We start from the raw sequence: 17276 nt of genomic DNA on the forward strand, positions 1-17276 counted from the left end.
CCGGCCCCTCAGCCCGCAAGGGCCCTGGGCCAGCCAGCCGGGCGCTGCCACCGGCGCCAGCAATACCTACCTGGGCTGCCGCCGCAACTACCACATTGTGCTGGCGGGCAGCCGCTGGGCGGGTCCCGCTACCGGCGGTGCGCAAGACGACCACACACGTGCCAAGGCCCTGCCCGACGGCCAGGTCTACGGCGGCGGCAGTGCCGCGCAAAGGGCTGCCACCCAGCTCTACAGCGATGCGGTGCCGAGCACCCTGGCCGACTGGGCGTTTCGCAGCTGGGCCGACCCTTTGCAGCGGGCAGGCCTGAGCGGCAGCCTGGCACCCGAGGCTGACTACCGCCAGGCACCGTTCCGCGAGCGTTTTGCCGATGGCGGAGGCCAGCCTGCCGTGCTGGAGCGCTACTGGAACCCGCGCTACAACCCTGCCAGCTGGCCGCATCTGCAGACCTATACGGTCGGCATTGGCCTGGATGCCAGCACCTGGCCCGGCGCGCCGCAGATCCTGGCGCCTACGCAGCAACTGCCCTTGGGCTATGACGGCAGCTTTGCAGCGCTGGCCAAAGGGGATGCCGTTTGGCCCGATATGCAGGCGCAGGGCGAGGGCGTGCGCGCGCTGGATCTGTGGCATGCGGCGCTCAATGGCCGGGGCCGTTTTTATGCGGCGGCCCATGGCCAAGATGTAGCGGCTGCGCTGCGCAGTATCCTGGCCGATATACAGGCCCCGCATGCAGGTGGCGCACTGGGCGCCGCCACAGCCAGCACAGGGGCCGCCAGCGCCAGCCAGGCCATTGCGCAGGATGCCTTGCTGTTCAGCGCCAGCTACGACCCGGGCCGGGCCTGGTCCGGCGCCATACAGGCGCAGGCAATGGGCAGCGATGGCCGCCTGCAGCCGGCGCCAGGCTGGGGTGGGCAGACAACGGCTGACAAGCTCGATGCCATCGCCTGGCAGCAGCGCCTGGTGCTGACTTGGGGCGATGTGCAGCAGCGCGGCGTGCCTTTTCGCTGGGCGGCCGATGAGAGCCATTGGAGCGCGGCGCACAAGCGGGCCTTGCAAGGCCCTGCCGATGGTGCGCAGGGCCAGGCCAGCGGTGAGCAGCGCCTTAACTACCTGCGAGGCGAGCGCCGCCATGAAGCGCAGCATGGCGGCAGCCTGCGCAACCGGCATTCGCGCCAAGGCGATATTGTGAACTCGAAAATCTGGTACCTGGGCAAGCCTTCGGCCCGCTACCACGAGGCGAGCTATCTGGACTTTGTGCTGCGCCACCAAAACCGCCTGCCGATGCTCTATGTCGGCGGCAATGACGGCATGCTGCACGGCTTCTCGGCCCATACGGGCGAGGAAAAAATAGCCTATGTGCCCCGGGGCGTGATCCCCAGCCTGCAGGGCTTGACCAGCCCGGCCTACGATGGCCAGCACCGCTATTTTGTCGATGGCTCGCCGCTGGCCGGCGATGCCAACCTGGGCAGCGCCAGCAGCCCGCGCTGGCGCAGCTTGTTGGTGGGCACCCTGGGCGCCGGGGGCAAGGGCTATTTTGTGCTCGATGTCACTGAACCGGAGACGGCCTTTGCCGAGGCGCAGGCGGCAGAGCGGGTGCTGATGGACCGCAGCTGGCATGCGACGGAATCTGCGCCTCGCTGCGATGCGGAGACGGGCGCTGCGCTGCAGGCTTGCACACAGCTGGCCGAGGCCTTTGCCGATATCGGCCATATCACCGCCAGCCCGTCCCGCGACGATATCGACCCGCAGCGTACAACGCAGATCGCACAACTGAACAATGGCCGCTGGGCGCTGGTGCTGGGCAATGGCTACAACAGCGCCCATGGCCGCCCGGTGCTGTTGATCCAGTACCTCGATGGTGGGCGTGAGCTGCTGCGCTTGGTGGCGACCGGCAATGCATCGGCGCAGGCCTGCAGGCAGCAAACGCTGCCCCAGCCCCATTGCAGCCAGCTGGAGGACAACGGCCTGTCTGCGCCCAGGCTGGTGGATATCAATGGCGATGGCCGTCCCGATGTGGTCTATGCCGGCGACAACCAGGGCAATCTCTGGAAGTTTCTGATCAACGCAGACGATGACCGCGAATGGGGTGTGGCGCAGTGGGGCGCAATGGCGGCCACCACCAGCAACCAGTCGACCATGGGCGTGCCGCTGTACCAAGCGCGCGGGGGCCAGCGCAGCACGCCAGGCCAGCGCACAAAGCCCCAGCCTATCAGCACCGCACCGCTGGTGCGCAGCAATGACCGTCTGCGCAGCCTGCAGCAGGCGGGCGGCCAGCGTCAGGTGCCCGTCGGTGGCTTGGTGGTCGCCTTTGGCACCGGCCGCAATGCCAGCCGCCAGGATCCGCAAGACGACAGCGTGCAGAGCCTGTATGCGGTGCTCGATCCCAGCCGCTACAAGCGCGTGGGCGAACGCGGTGAGCGGGTGGCGGTCTGCGCCTCGGCGGCCGATGCAGATTGCCAGTCGGCGCTGGGCAGCGATGCCGATCTGCCCGGGCCGGTGGCGCACAGCCAGCTGCTGCAGCGCCGCATCAGCCCCCGCCCCGTGCAGGCGCGCAGCAGCGACCGCCGCATGTTCTGGCGCACTGACGAAAGCGAAGGCGCCGATGCGCTCGATTGGAGCCGCCACCGGGGCTGGTTCCTGGATTTGCCCGAGGCAGGCGAGCGCCTGCTGCAGCCCCTGCGCTTTTACAGCGGCAGCAACCTGCTGGCGGTGATCAGCGAGGTGCCGGCGCATGCCAGCCATGGCGCCCAGGGCGAACCCGGCGATGAGCGTTGCGAGCCCGCGCCAGGCACAGCGCAACGCCAGTTTTTCAGCCTGCTCAATAGCATCGATGGCCTGCGGCCGCGCTTGCAGCTGCTCGATACCGATGGCGATGGGCTCTTTGATCCGCAGGCCGATGGCCAGGCCTCGCGCATGTCGCTGGGCGCGGGCCCGCATGCGCTGCTGCGCGTGCGCGATGACGAGGGCCAGCAGCGCATCCGCATCGATGGTGAATCGCTGCGCGACCTGCCCGAAGTGCCGATCCGGCCCACCTGGCGCCAGGCGCGATGAAAGGGGGAACCATGCGAAAACATCTTTTTACGGCGCGCGCAGGTTGGACCTTGGTGGAGCTGATGGTGGTGCTGGCCATCATCGGCATCCTGAGCGCGGTGGCCTGGCCCAGCTACAGCGAATACCTGCGCCGGGGCCACCGCACGGAGGCCCGCACGGGGCTTTTTCAGGCCGCGCAGTGGCTGGGGCGTGCCGCGACGGCCAATGGTGTCTATCCGCTGGAGCTGCCCACCCAGCTTAGCTGGCAGGACCTGCCCGACAAGCGCTACACCATCGGCTTTGCCGAAGGCAACAGTGCTGCGCGCTACACCCTGGTGGCAATGCGCCGGCAGGGGCCACAGCAGCGGGACCGCTGCGGCAACTACACGCTGACCCAGGATGGCCGGCAGGGCAATTTGCAGCTGGCGCAGGGCAGCAGTACCGCCGATTGCTGGCGCTGATCTGCTGGCGGCTCAGGTCACCGCATGCGCCCGACGAAGCGCGCCTATTGCGCGCTCCAGCGGTCGTTCCAGCTGCGCAGCTCCTGCATGTCGCGGCGGTCTTTCTTGGTGGGGCGGCCGGCCTGCAGGCTGTTGGCAGGCTCGGGCGCCAGGCGGCGCTGCTCGCTCAGCACTTCGCGCTGGCGGATGCTGTCGGCCGTTTCCTCGTACATCTGCTGGGCCACCGGGGCGGGGCCGCGGGTGGCCGCCATGCCGAGCACGGCAACGGTGCGCGGTGTCTGCGCCTGCAGCAGCTCGATGGTGTCCTGCGCGCGCACTTCCTTGGAGGGTTTGGCGACCGTGCCATTGACCTTCACATGGCCCTTGTGGATGGCCTCGACGGCAATGGCGCGGGTCTTGTAGAAGCGGGCGCACCACAGCCATTTGTCGATGCGCATGGTGGGAGTCTGGTCGGTCTCAGTGTGGGCCATCTTCGGCAGGTGGTTGGACATTCGGTTTGAACTCTACTACAGCATCGAAACCTTGGACAAGCCCCTGGTGCAGGCGGTTGTGCAGTGACAGGCGCGCGCCCAGTGCCGTCACGATGGAGTGGCAGATCGCCAGGCCCAGGCCTGAGCCGTCGCGCAGGTTGCCAGTGACAAAGGGCTCGGTCAGGCGCGCCTGCATCTCGGCGCTGACGCCCGGGCCCCAGTCGCTGATGCGCAAGGTGGCCGCCGGGCCTTGTTGCGTCAGCTGCAGCAGCAGCGGTGCGTCGGGCGGCGAATGCTGGATCGCATTGTGCAAAAGGTTGCGCACCAGCTCGCGCAGCATCCAGGGGTGGGCGGCCAGCAGCACCTCGTCGCTTTGCAGCTCGAACTGCAGGTTCTTGTCGGCCAGCAAAGGCGAGAGCTCGATCACCATGTCGCGCACGATGGCCGTCAGGTGGGCGGTCTGGGGGTGCTCGGACTGGTGCAGCTGCTCGACCTTGGCGAGCGACAGCATCTGGTTGGCCAGCAAGGTGGCGCGGTCCACCGTGGCGGCAATCTCCCGCAGCGCCTGCTCGGGCTCCACATCGCCGCGTTGGGCAGACTGCACCTGTACCTTGAGCACCGCCAGCGGTGTGCGCAGCTGGTGCGAGGCATCGCGCACAAAGCGCTTTTGGTGCTGCACCAGGTGCGACAGCCGCGCCATCACGCGGTTGGTCGCATCGACCAGCGGCAGCACTTCTGATGGCGTCGCCGCCGGGGTCTTGAGGGGCTGCAAGGCATGGTCGCTGCGCGCATTGAGCTGGTCGCTCAGCTGCAGAATCGGCAAGGTGGCGCGCCGCACCACGGCGACCACCACGGCGGCAATGCAGCCAAACAGCAAGGCCTGCTGCACCAGCGTGCCCCAGAGAATGTCGCGCGCCAGCGATTCGCGGATCTCCAGCGTTTCTGCCACCTGGATCAGGGCCATGCCCCGGCCGGTGGCGCTGGCCACCGGCTGCAGCAAGGCGGCCATGCGCACGGGCATGCCCCGGAACTCGGCATTGTAGAAATCGACCAGCGCGGCATAGGGCGGCTGCTGGGCAATGCGGCCGCGCCAGATGGGCAGCTCGGCAAAGCCGCCGATGAGCTCGCCGCTCATGTTGGAGACGCGGTAGAACAGCCGCGACTGGTTGTCCGCCTCAAAGGCCTCCAGCGCCGAATAGGGCACGGCCGAATCGACAATCGCCAGGTCGTCATAACCGGACACCGTCAGCTGCTCACCAATCACCTTGGCCGAGGCGAGCAGGCTGCGGTCGTAAGCGGTGTTGATGGCCTGCAGCGACTGGCGGTAGAGGCTGCTGGTGTTGTAGATGATGAAGACCACCACGGGAAGCAAGATGCCCAGTAGCAGGTTGCGGCGCAGCGAGCGTATGCGCGGCGCCTGGGATCGGCCGCTGGCCTTGCTGCTGTCAGGCGCCATCGGCGGCACCGGGCTTGAGCAGGTAGCCCAGGCCGCGCAATGTCATCAGCTGCATATGCGTGGGCGCGAGCTTTTTGCGCAAGCGGTAGGCCACCACTTCCACCGCTTCGAGCTGCACATCGCTCTCGCCGGCAAAGACGGCGCTGAACAAGCGCTCCTTGGTCACGGCCTGGCCCATGGGCTGGCTCAGCACGCGCAAAAAAGCCACCTCGCGTGGTGTCAGCTCAAACAGCGCGCCGCGCCAGTAAAACGATTCGGAAGCCTTGTCATAGCGCAGTGCCATGCCGGGGGGCTGCGCAGCCGGTGCAGCGGGCTCGGCCACCAGCGGCTGCGCGCGGCGCACCAGCGCGCGGATGCGCGCTTCGAGCTCGTCCAGGTCAAAGGGCTTGGCCAGGTAGTCATCGGCGCCCGAGTTCAGGCCCAGAATGCGGTCGCCGACGGTGCCGCGTGCGGTCAGGATCAAGGTCGGGGCGGCCAGGCCTTCGCTGCGCGCCTGGGCGATGATCTCCAGCCCGTCCATTGTCGGCAGGCTCAGGTCCAGCACCACCACATCGGGCTCGAGCTTGCGCCAGGCCGGCAGCGCTGCACCGCCATCGGTGATGGGCGTGACCTCCATGCCCCGCCGGCGCAAGGTGCGCTGCAAGGTGGTCTGCATGGTGGGGTCGTCTTCGATCAGCAAGAGGTGCATGGCGGGAGTGTGCACCAATTCCCCAGCGCCTCCGGGCTCGGTGTTTTCCCTAGCTCTGAACAGCCTGGCTGACAGCCATTTGACAGCTAGCGCAGCGATGATTCAGGCACTAACAACACGATCAGGAGACAAGCATGCGCCGTGATGCGTTCCTCAAATCTTTGCTGGCCATGGCCGCTGCCGGCGGCCTGCCGATGGTTGCCCAGGCAGCCACCAACGTCAAAATGCTGCTGCCCGCCAACCCCGGCGGCGGCTGGGACACGACAGGCCGCGCGCTGGGCAAGGCGCTGCAGGATGCCGGCGTAGCTGGCTCCGTGACCTATGACAACAAGGGCGGCGCGGCGGGTGCCATCGGCCTGGCGCAGTTCGTCAACGGCAGCAAGGGCGATCCCAACGCGATGATGGTCATGGGCGCGGTCATGCTGGGCGGCATCATCACCGGCAAGCCGCCGGTGGACCTGAACCAGGCCACGCCGCTGGCGCGCCTGACCAGCGAATACAACGTCTTTGTGCTGCCTGCCAACTCGCCTTACAAGAGCATGGCCGAAGTGGTCGCCCAGCTCAAGAAGGATCCTGGCTCGATCAAATGGGGCGGCGGCTCGCGAGGCTCCACCGAGCACATTGCTGCGGCAATGATTGCCCGCGCCGTGGGTGTTGATCCAGCCAAGATCAACTATGTCGCCTTCCGGGGCGGCGGCGAGGCGATTGCTGCGGTGCTGGGTGGCAATGTCACCGTCGGCGGTAGCGGCTTTAGCGAATTTGCCGAGTACATCGCCACCGGCAAGATGCGCCCGATCGCGGTCACCTCGGCCCAGCGCCTCGAAGGCTCGACCGTGCCCACGCTCAAGGAGCAGGGCATCGATGTGGAAATCGGCAACTGGCGCGGCGTCTATGGCGCGCCCGGCATCTCGGCCGACCAGCGCGCGCAGCTGATCGCGATGCTGGAAAAGGCCACCAAGAGCGCCAGCTGGGCTGAGTCGATGAAGAAGAATGACTGGACCTCGGCATGGCTGGCAGGCGACGCCTTCAGCCAGTTCGTCACGGCCGAGTTCGCCAATCTCAAGGACACCATGACCCGCGCAGGCATGGTCTAAGTGCAGCACGCATGGCCCTGGGCGGCCATGCCCCGCGCATTGCGCTCCCCCCCCCGTTCAGCTGATGGAGGCACCGGCCTGGCCCGGTGCCCGGCTGGGCTGTTGCCGCCTGATGGGTGGCGAGGGGGAGGCGCCGTCATCTTTTCAGGAGTTTCGACATGAGCAACACCGCAGATTCTTCGGGGCCGGCCGCCAACGGCGCCGCCGCGCCTGCGCCGGAGGCTTTCGAGCATGCGCACACACCGCGCACCACCTCGCAGCTGCTGGTCGGCATAGCGGTCTTGGTGATCGCCGGCCTGCTGTCCTGGGGGGCATTGCACATCCCCTCGCAGGCGGGCTACAGCGGCGTGGGGCCGGATTTTCTGCCCTGGCTGTCAGCCAGCGTGCTGGGCCTGTGCGGCATCTGGCTGTGCTGGGAGGCGCTGACCGGCGGCTACCACCACCTCGACGCGCCCGATGGCGCCCAGCATGGTGACTGGGGTGCGCTCACCTGGGTGTGCGCAGGGCTGCTGAGCAGCGCGGCGCTGATCACCACCTTGGGCTTCATCCTCAGCTGCAGCCTGTGCTATGTGCTGGCCACGCAAGGCCTGCGCCGCGCCACCGGCCAAACGCAGGCGGGCTCGTTCAAGACCATGGGCAAGGACCTGGTGACGGGTCTGCTGATTTCTGCGCCCGTGTTCTGGGCCTTTACCCAATTCCTGGCAATCAACCTGCCTGGACTGACCGAGACAGGGTGGCTGTGATGGAAATTTTCAATGCACTGATTCAAGGCTTCATGACGGCGGCCACGCCGGTGAACCTGCTCTGGGCGCTGGTGGGCTGCGCCCTGGGCACGGCCGTGGGTGTGCTGCCGGGCATTGGCCCTGCCGTGGCGGTGGCCATGCTGCTGCCGATCACCGCCAAGGTCGAGGTGACCGCCTCGATGATCTTCTTTGCCGGTATCTACTACGGCGCCATGTATGGCGGCTCGACCACCTCGATCCTGCTCAACACCCCGGGTGAGACGGCGAGCATGGTGACGGCGATGGAGGGCAACAAGATGGCCAAGAGCGGGCGCGCTGGTGCGGCGCTGGCGACCTCGGCCATCGGCTCCTTTGTGGCCGGCACGATTGCGACCGTGGTCGTGACCCTGTTTGCGCCCACCGTGGCCGAGTTTGCCGTGCGCCTGGGCCCGCCCGAGTACTTCATGCTGATGGTGCTGGCCTTCACCACCGTGAGCGCGGTGCTGGGCAAGAGCAGCCTGCGCGGCTTGACCGCCTTGTTCCTGGGCCTGGCCATCGGCTGCATCGGCATGGACCAGATCACCGGTGCTGCGCGCTACACCATGGGCAAGCCCGAGCTGCTCGACGGCATCGACATCGTGCTGGTGGCCGTCGGCCTGTTCGCCGTGGCCGAGGTGCTGTACTTTGCGCTCTACGAAGCCAAGACCCGCGATACGCAAAACACCATGGGCCGTGTGCACATGACGCGCCGCGACTGGAAGCGCTCGGTGCCCGCCTGGATCCGTGGCACGGTCATCGGTACGCCCTTTGGCTGCATCCCTGCGGGCGGCACCGAGATCCCGACCTTTCTGAGCTATGCGGCCGAGAAAAAGCTGGCCAAGGGCGATGACAAGGCCGAGTTCGGCACGAGTGGCGCCATCGAAGGCGTGGCCGGCCCAGAAGCCGCCAACAACGCCACGGTGACGGCGGCGCTGATTCCGCTGCTGACCCTGGGCATTCCGACCAGCAACACCACGGCTGTGCTGCTGGGCGCATTCCAGAACTATGGCATCAACCCCGGCCCCCAGCTCTTTACCAGCTCGGCCACGCTGGTGTGGGCGCTGATTGCCTCGCTCTACATCGGCAATGTGATGCTGCTGGTGCTGAACCTGCCGATGGTGGGCATGTGGGTCAAGCTGCTGAAGATCCCCAAGCCGCAACTCTATGCCGGTATCCTGATTTTCGCCACCGTCGGCGCCTATGGCATGCGCCAGAGCACCTTTGACCTGTTCCTGCTCTTGGGCATTGGCGTGCTGGGTGTGGTGATGCGGCGCTTTGACTTCCCCACCGCACCGGTGGTCGTCGGCATGATCCTGGGCCCGTTGGCCGAGGCGCAGATGCGCAACGCCGTCGCCATTGGCGAGGGCAGTTGGACCATCTTCCTGCAGCGCCCCATGTCGCTGACCCTGATCATCATCGTGCTGGCGGTGCTGATTGTCCCCCGGGTTCTGAAGTGGATGGGCAACAAAAAGGCGCTGCAGGCCGCAGCGGCTTGATGCCCAGACCTGGCAAAGCATCCTTCTCTTGGCACCCTGCGGGGTGCCTTTTTTATGGTGTTCGCGGCGCTAGCGTTCTAAAGCTGCAACACTGTATTGCCCATTTGCGGGCTAGGCAGCCGCCTGCCCATGGCCTAGTATCGACAGATCAAAAACTGGCGCTGCCCCGGCAGCGATGAATGGCTTGTTTCCATGGATCTGATTGTCGCCCTGGTGCGCGAATACGGTATTGGTATCGTCTTTCTCAATGTGCTGATCGAGCAATTCGGCGCGCCCATCCCTGCCTATCCAGTGCTGATGGTGACCGGCGCCATCCATGGCCATTCGCTGGCGCAGCAGCTGCTGCTGATTGCGGTGGCCGTGCTGGCGGCGCTGATTGCCGATGGCGTCTGGTATGCCATGGGGCGGCGCTATGGCCGGCGTGTGCTCGCCAGGGTGTGCAAGGTCTCGCTCTCGCCCGATTCCTGCGTGCAGAACACCGAGTCGCTCTATGGCCGCTGGGGCGCCAAGTCGCTGCTGATTGCTAAGTTTGTGCCCGGCTTTGCGTCGATTGCCAGTGCGCTGGCAGGGGCCGTGGGCACGACGCCCGCCCGTTTTGTGCTGTTCGATGGCCTGGGCGCGCTGCTGTGGGTGGGCTCGGCGGTGCTGCTGGGGGGGCTGTTCAGCTCCACGGTCGAGGACCTGCTGGCGGTGCTCGCGCAACTGGGCCAGTGGGGCTTGCTGCTGCTGGGGCTGGCGTTTGCCATTTTCATCGCGCGCCGCTGGTGGAGCCGGCGCCAGGTGATCCGCTCGCTGCGCATGGAGCGGCTCACCGTCGACGAACTCAATGACCTGCTGGGCGGCAGCGATCTGCCCGTCATCCTCGATGTGCGTGCCGGCACGGCCTTTGAGGCATCGCATATCCCCGGCGCGCATTCCTATGATCCGCATGCCAAGGGCGCGCGGCTGCCAGCCATCGATCCCGAGGCCTCGGTGATCGTCTACTGCGCCTGCCCCAATGAGGTATCGGCGGCCCGCATTGCCCAGCTGCTGCGCCGCGCCGGCATCCAGCGGGTGCGGCCGCTGCTGGGCGGCATCGATGCCTGGATCGATGCGGGCTACCAGGTGCATGGCAAGAGCTCTGCCCCGGCTTGATAAGCCGAGCTTTATAAGCAGAGGAAGGCCAGCGCCGCAATGGCCGTCGGCAGCAAGGCGCCCAGCAGCAGGCCGCCAATGCTGATGGTCGCGTTGCTGAAACCGTGCTTGAGCAGCGCCACACCGGCAGGGTTGGGCGCATTGGCAATCACCGTCAGGCCGCCACCGGCGACGGCACCGGCCATCAGCATGTACTTGGCCGCATCGCTCATGCCTTCGATCTGCGAGCCCAGGTAGGTGAGGGCGGCGTTGTCGGTGATGGCGGTCAGCCCCAGTGCACCAAAGAACAGCGCGAGCGGCGCCATGCTGGCCACCAGCGGCTGCAGCCACCAGCTTTGCAGGCCGCCCAGCACCACCAGGCCCGCCAGGAAAAAGCCCACCAGCAGCGCTTCCTTGAGGATCAGCGGGCTCTGGTACCGGGCATAGGCATGGGTGTAGCCGAGAAACAGCAGAAATACGCCGAGGAACAGCACCGGGTGGTGGGCCAGCACGACCACCGCTGCCAGCAAGGCCGCATGCACGGCCACCACCCCCAGCGGCATGGTCGCTTGCGCATCCTCGCTTTGCGGTGCTGTCGCCAGATGGCCGCGCATGCACCAGGTGGCGATGCTGGCGTTGACCAGCACGGCAATCACCGCTTTCCAGCCAAACTGGCTCAGCATAAAGGCGCTGTCCCAGCCCCAGGTAGCGGCCACCATCAGCACCGGCGGCGCCGCATAAGAGGTGAGCGTGCCGCCAATCGAGATATTGACGAAGAGCACGCCCAGCGCCAGGTACTTGAGGCGGGTGGGCATGCGCGGGGTGAAGACCAGCGGCGCCAGGGTCAGTGCGGCAATGGTCATCGCGGCCGGCTCGGTGATCAGCGAGCCCATCAGCGGCACGGCAGCCAGGCCCAGCCAGGCCAGGCTCAGGGCCGTCGGCAGCGGCGTGGCGCTGGCCACAGCCGCCAGCGTGCGCTGCACCGTCATCACGATGGGGCGGGACGCGGCCATGACCATGACAACAAAGACGAAGAGGGGCTCGGTGTAGTTGCGCGACTCGGCGTAGTCCACCGCCTGGGCCGGCCCGCTGGCCAAGGCCATGACGCCGATCAGCACCATGGCCCAGAAGCCAAAGACAATCTCGACCTCGCCCAGCAGATGGAAAACGCCGGCATGGCGCGGGTAGCGGTGCGACAGGCGCTCGAACTGCTTGGCAAGAAAGGTATGGGCCAGCGCGATGGCAAAAATGCCAGCCGCCAGGTGCTCAATGGCAAACATGGTGTGCTCCGGTGCGAAGCATGCAGCCGTTTGCAGGCCGTTGGGCGCGCACGGGGGTGTCAGCGCCCCGCAGGCCAAACGGTGCAGGCAACAGGGTTCCAGCGAGGCGGCCCGACCTTCGCTCACAACCTGCCGCTACACCCTATGTGACGACACCCAAGCCTTCCATTTTACAAAAAAATAATCAGTGATCGGTTGTTAATGTCTTTTTGCAGGCGCTCAGCAGGTTCTCAGGCCGGCGGGTTGCGGCGCTTGCTGCGCAGCCACCAGGCCGCGATCAGCGAGAACAGCACGATGACCCCCACCAGCAGCCAAAAGCCCAGCGGGTCTTGGCTGAGCGGTATGCCGCCCACATTCATGCCGAACAGACCGGCCATCATGTTCACCGGCAGGGCCAGCACGGTGATCATCGTCAAGGTGTAGAGCGAGCGGTTGGTGTCTTCGTTGATGCCGGCGGCAATCTCTTCCTGCAAGAGCTTGATGCGCTCTTCGAGCGACTGCATGTCGCGCAGAAAAACGGAGAACTCTTCGCTGGCCGCACGCAGCGCATGCAGGTCCTCGTCCAGCATCCACTGCGGGGGCATCTGCAGCAGGCGGAACATGGCCGAGGGCTCGGGCGCGAGCAGGCGCTTCAAGCGCACCAGCAGGCGGCGCAGCGCGCCCAGCTGGCGCGGCTGCATGCGCGTGCGCCCGCCCAGCATGGTGTCCTCGATCTGGTCGACGCGGTGGGTCACATCGCGCACGATGCGCACCAGCACATCGGCCTGGGCGCGCAGCAGGCGCTCGAGCAGTTGCGGGCTGGAGCCGGGCGTGTCGCCCTGGCGAATCTGCTGGCGCAGCGCATCGACCGAACGCAGCGGGTGGGCGCGGGCCGATATCACCCACTGGGGCGAGGCCTGGATCCACATCGTGTGGATATCGCTGGACTCGAACTGGAAGTCGAAATCGATGTCGTTGATGACGGCGAGCAGCGCGTCATCCATGCGCTCGATGCGGGTCGAGGCCAGGCCATCGCGCAGCGCCTCGAAGTACTGCTCATCGAGGGCCGCATACTGCTGCAGCCAGCGCAGGCAGTGGGCATGGGAGAGGTTGAAATGCAGCCAGACAAAGCCGGTGCTGCTGGGCGGTGCGGCCAGCCAGGCCTGCGCTTGCTCGGCGTTCAGCGCCGTGGCGGGGCCGTTGCCGTCAAAGGCATAGCCCCAGATCAGGCCGCTGTTGTCATGGGGGGAGACCAGCGGGGCCGTATCAGGCGCGCGCGGCAGGGGTTCAGTCAAGATAGCACTCCGGGGACGGGCGGATGCCCCGCGCCAAACCCCGTATTTTTGGCAGCTACCGTGACTGTTTCATGACAAAGCCATGACGCGCGCTGGCGTGCTCAGTCGGGCATCGAGCAGTGGCCGCCGCTGGCATGCTGGCCCGAGCCTGCGGCGATCAGCGGTGCCTCGTAGCGGAGGTCCACCGGCTGGCTGTGGACGTAATCCCAGGCGATGAAGGCGACCAGCAGCAGCCAGAAGCTGCTGCGCAAAAGGGTGGTGTTCATATGCGGCTCCTCGCGCTTAAAAACCAAAATGGCGGCGAATGCGCAGCCCGAAGATCGTGCCGACAAAGGCCAGCGGCACCCAGATCCAGCCATGGATGCTGCCGGTGCTGATGCCAGACAGCATCGCGCCCACATTGCAGCCAAAGGCCAGGCGCGAGCTGTAGCCCAGCACCAGGCCAGCGACCAGGGCCACCAGCCACTGCGTGCCGGTCAGCGCCTTGGCGGCAGCCGGCTTGCCCGCCGCAATCCACAGCGCACCGGCCAGAATGCCGATGTTGGTGATGCTGGTGATGTCCAGCAGCACGGTCTCGTGCAGGCGCTGGGCATTGCCCGGCTGGCTCCAGAACCAGTTGCCTGCCAGGTCCACCATGCCGGTGCCATTGGCGACCTTGGCGGCCCAGAGGCCAAAGCCATAAACGACGCCCCAGGGCTGGCCGGCAATCACCAGGTTCAGGGTCGCGAAGATGGCCAGGCCAATGGCGCCCATCACCCACTTGCGCTGCCACAGGCCGGGCATGCTGCGCTGCTGCGCGGCATGGGCCTTGGCGCAATAGGCCTGGACCGCAAAGCCGATCACGGCCAGCGCCGCCAAGGTGGCGAGCAGCGCCGGCAGCCAGCCCCAGGTGCTGACCAGTCCGACTGCCGGCATGCGGCCCAGGTCCAGCCACCAGCCCAGGTGCAGCGACCCTAAGAAGCTGCCAATTGCAAACATCGGCAGGATGGCCGTGTTCATCGGGATGCCCATGCCCGCCTTGTACAAGGTGCCGCTGCCGCAGCCATCAGCAATCTGCATGCACAGGCCAAAGACAAAGGCCCCCACCAGCAGGCTGATGCTGGGTGGGCCCAGGGCGGCCGTCAGCTCCGGGTAGTGGCCCAGCAGCGGCATGGCCATCGCGGCGGCCAGTGCCAGCAGCAGCAACTGGCCAAACACGCCGCGCGGGTCCTTGTCCTCGACCAGCATGCGCCAGCCGGTGGTAAAGCCAAAGCGCTGGCCGGCCAGGATGGCGCCCAGGCCGATACCGACCAGGAACAGCGCCGCCTGGCGCAGCGATACCGACCACAGCAGCCAGCCGAAAAAGGCCGCCATCAGGATCGACAGGGGAAGTCGTTTCATCACGATCACCGTTGAGAGTCAATACAACAAAAAGCTGCCAGCGCTTCTGCAGAAGTGCTGGCAGCCAAAGAACCGGATCCGGCTTACTTGAACTTGCGCTGCCACCATTGCTTGGCGTCATAGGCCAGCGATTCGGCGCGGCCGGGCTGGTTTTCCATCGCCGGGGCATCGGGCTGCTGGGTCCAGTCCACCATCGAGCCGGCATACAGCTTGACATTGGGCAGGCCGGCCATCTCGCTCAGGCCAAACCAGTCGGTGGCGGCCCAGTGGCCGGTATTGCAGAAGGCGACGGTGTCCTGGCCGTCCTTGCGGCTGACCTTCTGGGCGATCTGCCGGGCGGTGGCCGGGTCGACAAACTGGGCCGTGCCCTTGACAAACCACTGGTTGAAATCGAGCTGCTGCGCGCCGGGCAGGGTGCCCGAGAGCTTGGCCGCTGGCGCGCGGGTCTTGCCTTGGTAGAACGCATCGGGGCGGGAATCGACCAGCGCGGCATTGCTCAGGTCGACATGGGAGCGCACCTGGTCGCGTGTGGCGATCAGGCTCTCGTCCAGCACGGGCTGGTAGCTGCTGGCCTGCACCTGGGGCGCCTGGGTGCTGACGGGTTGGCCCTCGGCCACCCAGGTCTTCATGCCACCGTTGACGATGGACAGGTCCTTCAAGCCCAGCACCTTCAGGCTCCAGTAGACACGCGCCATCGCGCCAAAATCGGTGGCATCGGCGCCGGTCGATACCACGACGGCATGCGTGGCCGGGGTCAGGCCCAGCGACTGCACCAAGGCCGTGAGCTTGGGCAGATCGGGCAGCTCACCGGGATTGGTGGCCGGGCCGCGCCACTTGCCATAGGGCGCATTGAGCGCGCCGGGAATATGGCCTTCGGCATAAAGCTTGGGCTCGCGGATATCGAGAACGACGGGCGCGGCCGCGCTTTGCTGGGCGCTGGCCAGTTCGGCCGGGCTCAAAAGGGGCTGGGCGGCATGGGCTGCCGTGAGCCAACTGCTGGCAAACAGGGCGCTGGCCACAGTCAGCTGGCGAAAGGTTGTCATGGCAATAGCGTGTAGAGGCAAATCAATGGGCTCCATTGTCCCGCGATTGCAGTCCGCAAGCACGCTATGCGCGGATTGAATATATCGCGGTAAGGTTATATGCCCCCAGGGAATATGGAATGCCGAGAGAGGATTTCTATACCCAGAGGCCGGCGCGAAAGCCGCGCGCTGCATAATAGGACTGCACGCCATTGTGGTACGTGAACACGCGCCCATAGCGCCGGTCGCCAAACAGCGCGCCGCCCAGGCGCCGCATCTCGTCGGGCGTGGCCAGCCAGCTGGAGGTCTTGCTGTCAAAAGCGCCCAGGGTCTGCAGATGGCGGTACTGCACCTCGTCCAGCAACTGCACACCCATCGCATCGGCCATGCCCTGCGCACTGCCTGCGGGCTTGTTTTCCTTGCGCGCGGCCAGCGCCTCTTCGTCAAAGCAGAGGCTGCGGCGCCCCGTGGGGCTTTCGGCAGCGCAATCGGCAAACAGCAGCTGGCCGCTTGCGCTGTCCTGCAAGATCACATCGGGCTCGCCGCCGGTGGCCTCCATCTGGGCCAGCGCCTTGTGGGCGGCTGTGTTCTTGTCCAGGCGCTTTAGCACCAGAGCCCAGTCCAGCTCGGGGTGGCGCGGCATATGGGCTTCAAAGCGCACTTGCAGCACGGCGATCAATGCCTGCAGTTCGGTCTTGTTCATGGCTGTCAAATCCTTGTCAAGCGGCTGCCACTTTTGCGCACTTCTACAATCGGCGCAAGCTTTTTTAAGGATTACCAGCGGCGGCACCCTGCCGCCGCTCTGCATTATGGATATTGTTGTCAACGAAGAACTCAAGGCCTACATCGACCCACTGACCCCGGACGAGCATGCCTCGTTGGAGCGCAGCATCCTGGCCGAAGGCTGCCGCGATGCGCTGGTGCTCTGGGGCAATGTACTGGTCGATGGCCACAACCGCTACGGCATCTGCCAAAAGCATGGCCTGCCTTTCAACACGGTGCAAAACACCCAGTTCCAGTCGATGCAGGATGTCTACCTGTGGATGATCGACCAGCACCTGGGGCGCCGCAGCGTCTCGGATTTTCAGCGCGGCGTGCTGGCGCTGCGCAAGCGCGAGATTCTGGAGCACCGCAAGCTGGAGAAGGCCCACCCGGTGCCCGCGCAGCCGGCCGAAGGCGAGGCGCCAGCGGTCAGCAATGCCGACGAGGCTTTCTCGCCGGTCGATGCGGCCGAGTTGGAAAAGGTAGCGACGCGCGAGGCGATTGCCAAGGCGGCCCGCTTGTCGAGCAGCCAGGTCGCGCAGATCGAGAAAATCCAGAAAAGCGCTGCACCTGCGCTGGTCGAGGCCTTGAAGGCCGGCGATATCTCCATCAATGCCGCCGCTGTGGTCGCGACCCTGCCGCATGAAGCGCAGCAGGCCGCTGCCCAGGGCGGCAAGGATGGCTTGAAGCAGGTGGTCAAGCAGGTGCGCGAGGCCAAGCGCAAACCCAAGGAAGAGGCCCCAGAGGCCGAAGAACCCGCCAGCGCCCCCTCGGCCGCGCATGGCGCCGAGGCGGTGGATGCGGCGCTGGACAAGGCCCAGCAGCAGATCAGCGACTTGCGCGCCCGCGTGCAGGCGCTGGAGCTGGAAAACGCCCAGCTGCGCCTGCAGCTGGCGGCAGCCTCGTCGCAGGACCTGCCCGTTCCCGACGAAGCCTGAACGGCTTAGCCGTCAATCCAGCGGGGGGCGCTTGACCGCTTTGGGCAGCAGCC

At 66.3% G+C, this 17276-nt stretch carries 16 protein-coding genes; 7 read left to right on the plus strand and 9 right to left on the minus strand.

All coding sequences use genetic code 11. The features are described from left to right. Together H928_RS27700 and H928_RS0113445 are read left to right on the plus strand one after the other, a co-directional pair. Positions 1-3049, plus strand: a 3049-nt coding sequence (locus tag H928_RS27700; RefSeq protein WP_043340088.1) for a pilus assembly protein, incomplete at its 5' end; no start/stop codon positions are given. 11 nt (positions 3050-3060) lie between these two features. After that, entirely contained in the window at positions 3061-3489 is a 429-nt protein-coding gene (locus H928_RS0113445) for a type IV pilin protein (protein ID WP_021026976.1), read from the plus strand. Between the two features lie 44 nt (positions 3490-3533). Here H928_RS0113445 and H928_RS0113450 read toward each other — a convergent pair whose 3' ends face one another. Genes H928_RS0113450 through H928_RS0113460 form a run of 3 tightly spaced genes read right to left on the minus strand, consistent with a single transcriptional unit; the run spans position 3534 to position 6103 of the window. After that, positions 3534-3959: an RNA-binding S4 domain-containing protein gene (locus H928_RS0113450; protein WP_027010921.1), complete on the minus strand. Its 426-nt coding sequence runs from the start codon at positions 3957-3959 to the stop codon at positions 3534-3536. Then, the gene (locus H928_RS27705; RefSeq protein WP_021026978.1) at positions 3946-5415 is read right to left on the minus strand and encodes a sensor histidine kinase; all 1470 of its coding nucleotides are present in this window, start codon (positions 5413-5415) and stop codon (positions 3946-3948) included. The genes H928_RS0113450 and H928_RS27705 overlap by 14 nt, the downstream gene beginning before the upstream one ends. After that, the gene (locus tag H928_RS0113460) at positions 5405-6103 is read right to left on the minus strand and encodes a response regulator transcription factor (RefSeq protein WP_021026979.1); all 699 of its coding nucleotides are present in this window, start codon (positions 6101-6103) and stop codon (positions 5405-5407) included. Before H928_RS0113460 ends, H928_RS27705 begins: the two co-directional genes overlap by 11 nt. Before the next feature lie 134 nt (positions 6104-6237). On the opposite strand from H928_RS0113460, the gene H928_RS0113465 reads away from it, so the two are divergent. The 4 genes from H928_RS0113465 (at position 6238) to H928_RS0113480 (ending at position 10588) form a co-directional block, all read left to right on the plus strand. Beyond that, positions 6238-7197 carry a tripartite tricarboxylate transporter substrate binding protein gene (locus H928_RS0113465; protein ID WP_021026980.1) on the plus strand — a complete coding sequence of 320 codons (960 nt, stop codon included), beginning with the start codon at positions 6238-6240 and terminating at the stop codon, positions 7195-7197. A gap of 158 nt (positions 7198-7355) precedes the next feature. Then, the gene (locus H928_RS0113470) at positions 7356-7940 is read left to right on the plus strand and encodes a tripartite tricarboxylate transporter TctB family protein (protein ID WP_021026981.1); all 585 of its coding nucleotides are present in this window, start codon (positions 7356-7358) and stop codon (positions 7938-7940) included. Beyond that, positions 7940-9454: a tripartite tricarboxylate transporter permease gene (locus H928_RS0113475; protein ID WP_021026982.1), complete on the plus strand. Its 1515-nt coding sequence runs from the start codon at positions 7940-7942 to the stop codon at positions 9452-9454. Before H928_RS0113470 ends, H928_RS0113475 begins: the two co-directional genes overlap by 1 nt. A gap of 192 nt (positions 9455-9646) precedes the next feature. Further along, complete coding sequence (locus H928_RS0113480) at positions 9647-10588, plus strand: DedA family protein/thiosulfate sulfurtransferase GlpE (RefSeq protein ID WP_021026983.1); 942 nt, start codon at positions 9647-9649, stop codon at positions 10586-10588. A gap of 11 nt (positions 10589-10599) precedes the next feature. Here the strand turns inward: H928_RS0113480 and H928_RS0113485 are convergent, their stop codons facing one another. From H928_RS0113485 to H928_RS0113510, 6 genes are all read right to left on the minus strand, one after another. Further along, positions 10600-11847 carry a putative Na+/H+ antiporter gene (locus H928_RS0113485; protein ID WP_021026984.1) on the minus strand — a complete coding sequence of 416 codons (1248 nt, stop codon included), beginning with the start codon at positions 11845-11847 and terminating at the stop codon, positions 10600-10602. 230 nt (positions 11848-12077) lie between these two features. After that, a complete protein-coding gene (locus H928_RS0113490) occupies positions 12078-13121 on the minus strand; it encodes a transporter (protein WP_021026985.1) in 1044 nt (347 codons plus the stop codon). 101 nt (positions 13122-13222) lie between these two features. Continuing rightward, positions 13223-13387: a hypothetical protein gene (locus H928_RS32745; RefSeq protein ID WP_021026986.1), complete on the minus strand. Its 165-nt coding sequence runs from the start codon at positions 13385-13387 to the stop codon at positions 13223-13225. Between the two features lie 16 nt (positions 13388-13403). After that, the gene (locus H928_RS0113500) at positions 13404-14501 is read right to left on the minus strand and encodes a YeeE/YedE thiosulfate transporter family protein (RefSeq protein WP_021026987.1); all 1098 of its coding nucleotides are present in this window, start codon (positions 14499-14501) and stop codon (positions 13404-13406) included. Between the two features lie 83 nt (positions 14502-14584). Beyond that, a complete protein-coding gene (locus tag H928_RS0113505) occupies positions 14585-15544 on the minus strand; it encodes a sulfurtransferase (RefSeq protein WP_021026988.1) in 960 nt (319 codons plus the stop codon). Positions 15545-15680: 136 nt separating this feature from the next. Next, entirely contained in the window at positions 15681-16226 is a 546-nt protein-coding gene (locus H928_RS0113510; protein ID WP_021026989.1) for a DUF4256 domain-containing protein, read from the minus strand. A gap of 106 nt (positions 16227-16332) precedes the next feature. On the opposite strand from H928_RS0113510, the gene H928_RS0113515 reads away from it, so the two are divergent. Next, positions 16333-17223 carry a hypothetical protein gene (locus H928_RS0113515; RefSeq protein WP_021026990.1) on the plus strand — a complete coding sequence of 297 codons (891 nt, stop codon included), beginning with the start codon at positions 16333-16335 and terminating at the stop codon, positions 17221-17223. Positions 17224-17276 lie beyond the last annotated feature (53 nt).

Source organism: Comamonas sp. B-9 (assembly GCF_000410635.1).
Taxonomy (GTDB): domain Bacteria; phylum Pseudomonadota; class Gammaproteobacteria; order Burkholderiales; family Burkholderiaceae_C; genus Comamonas.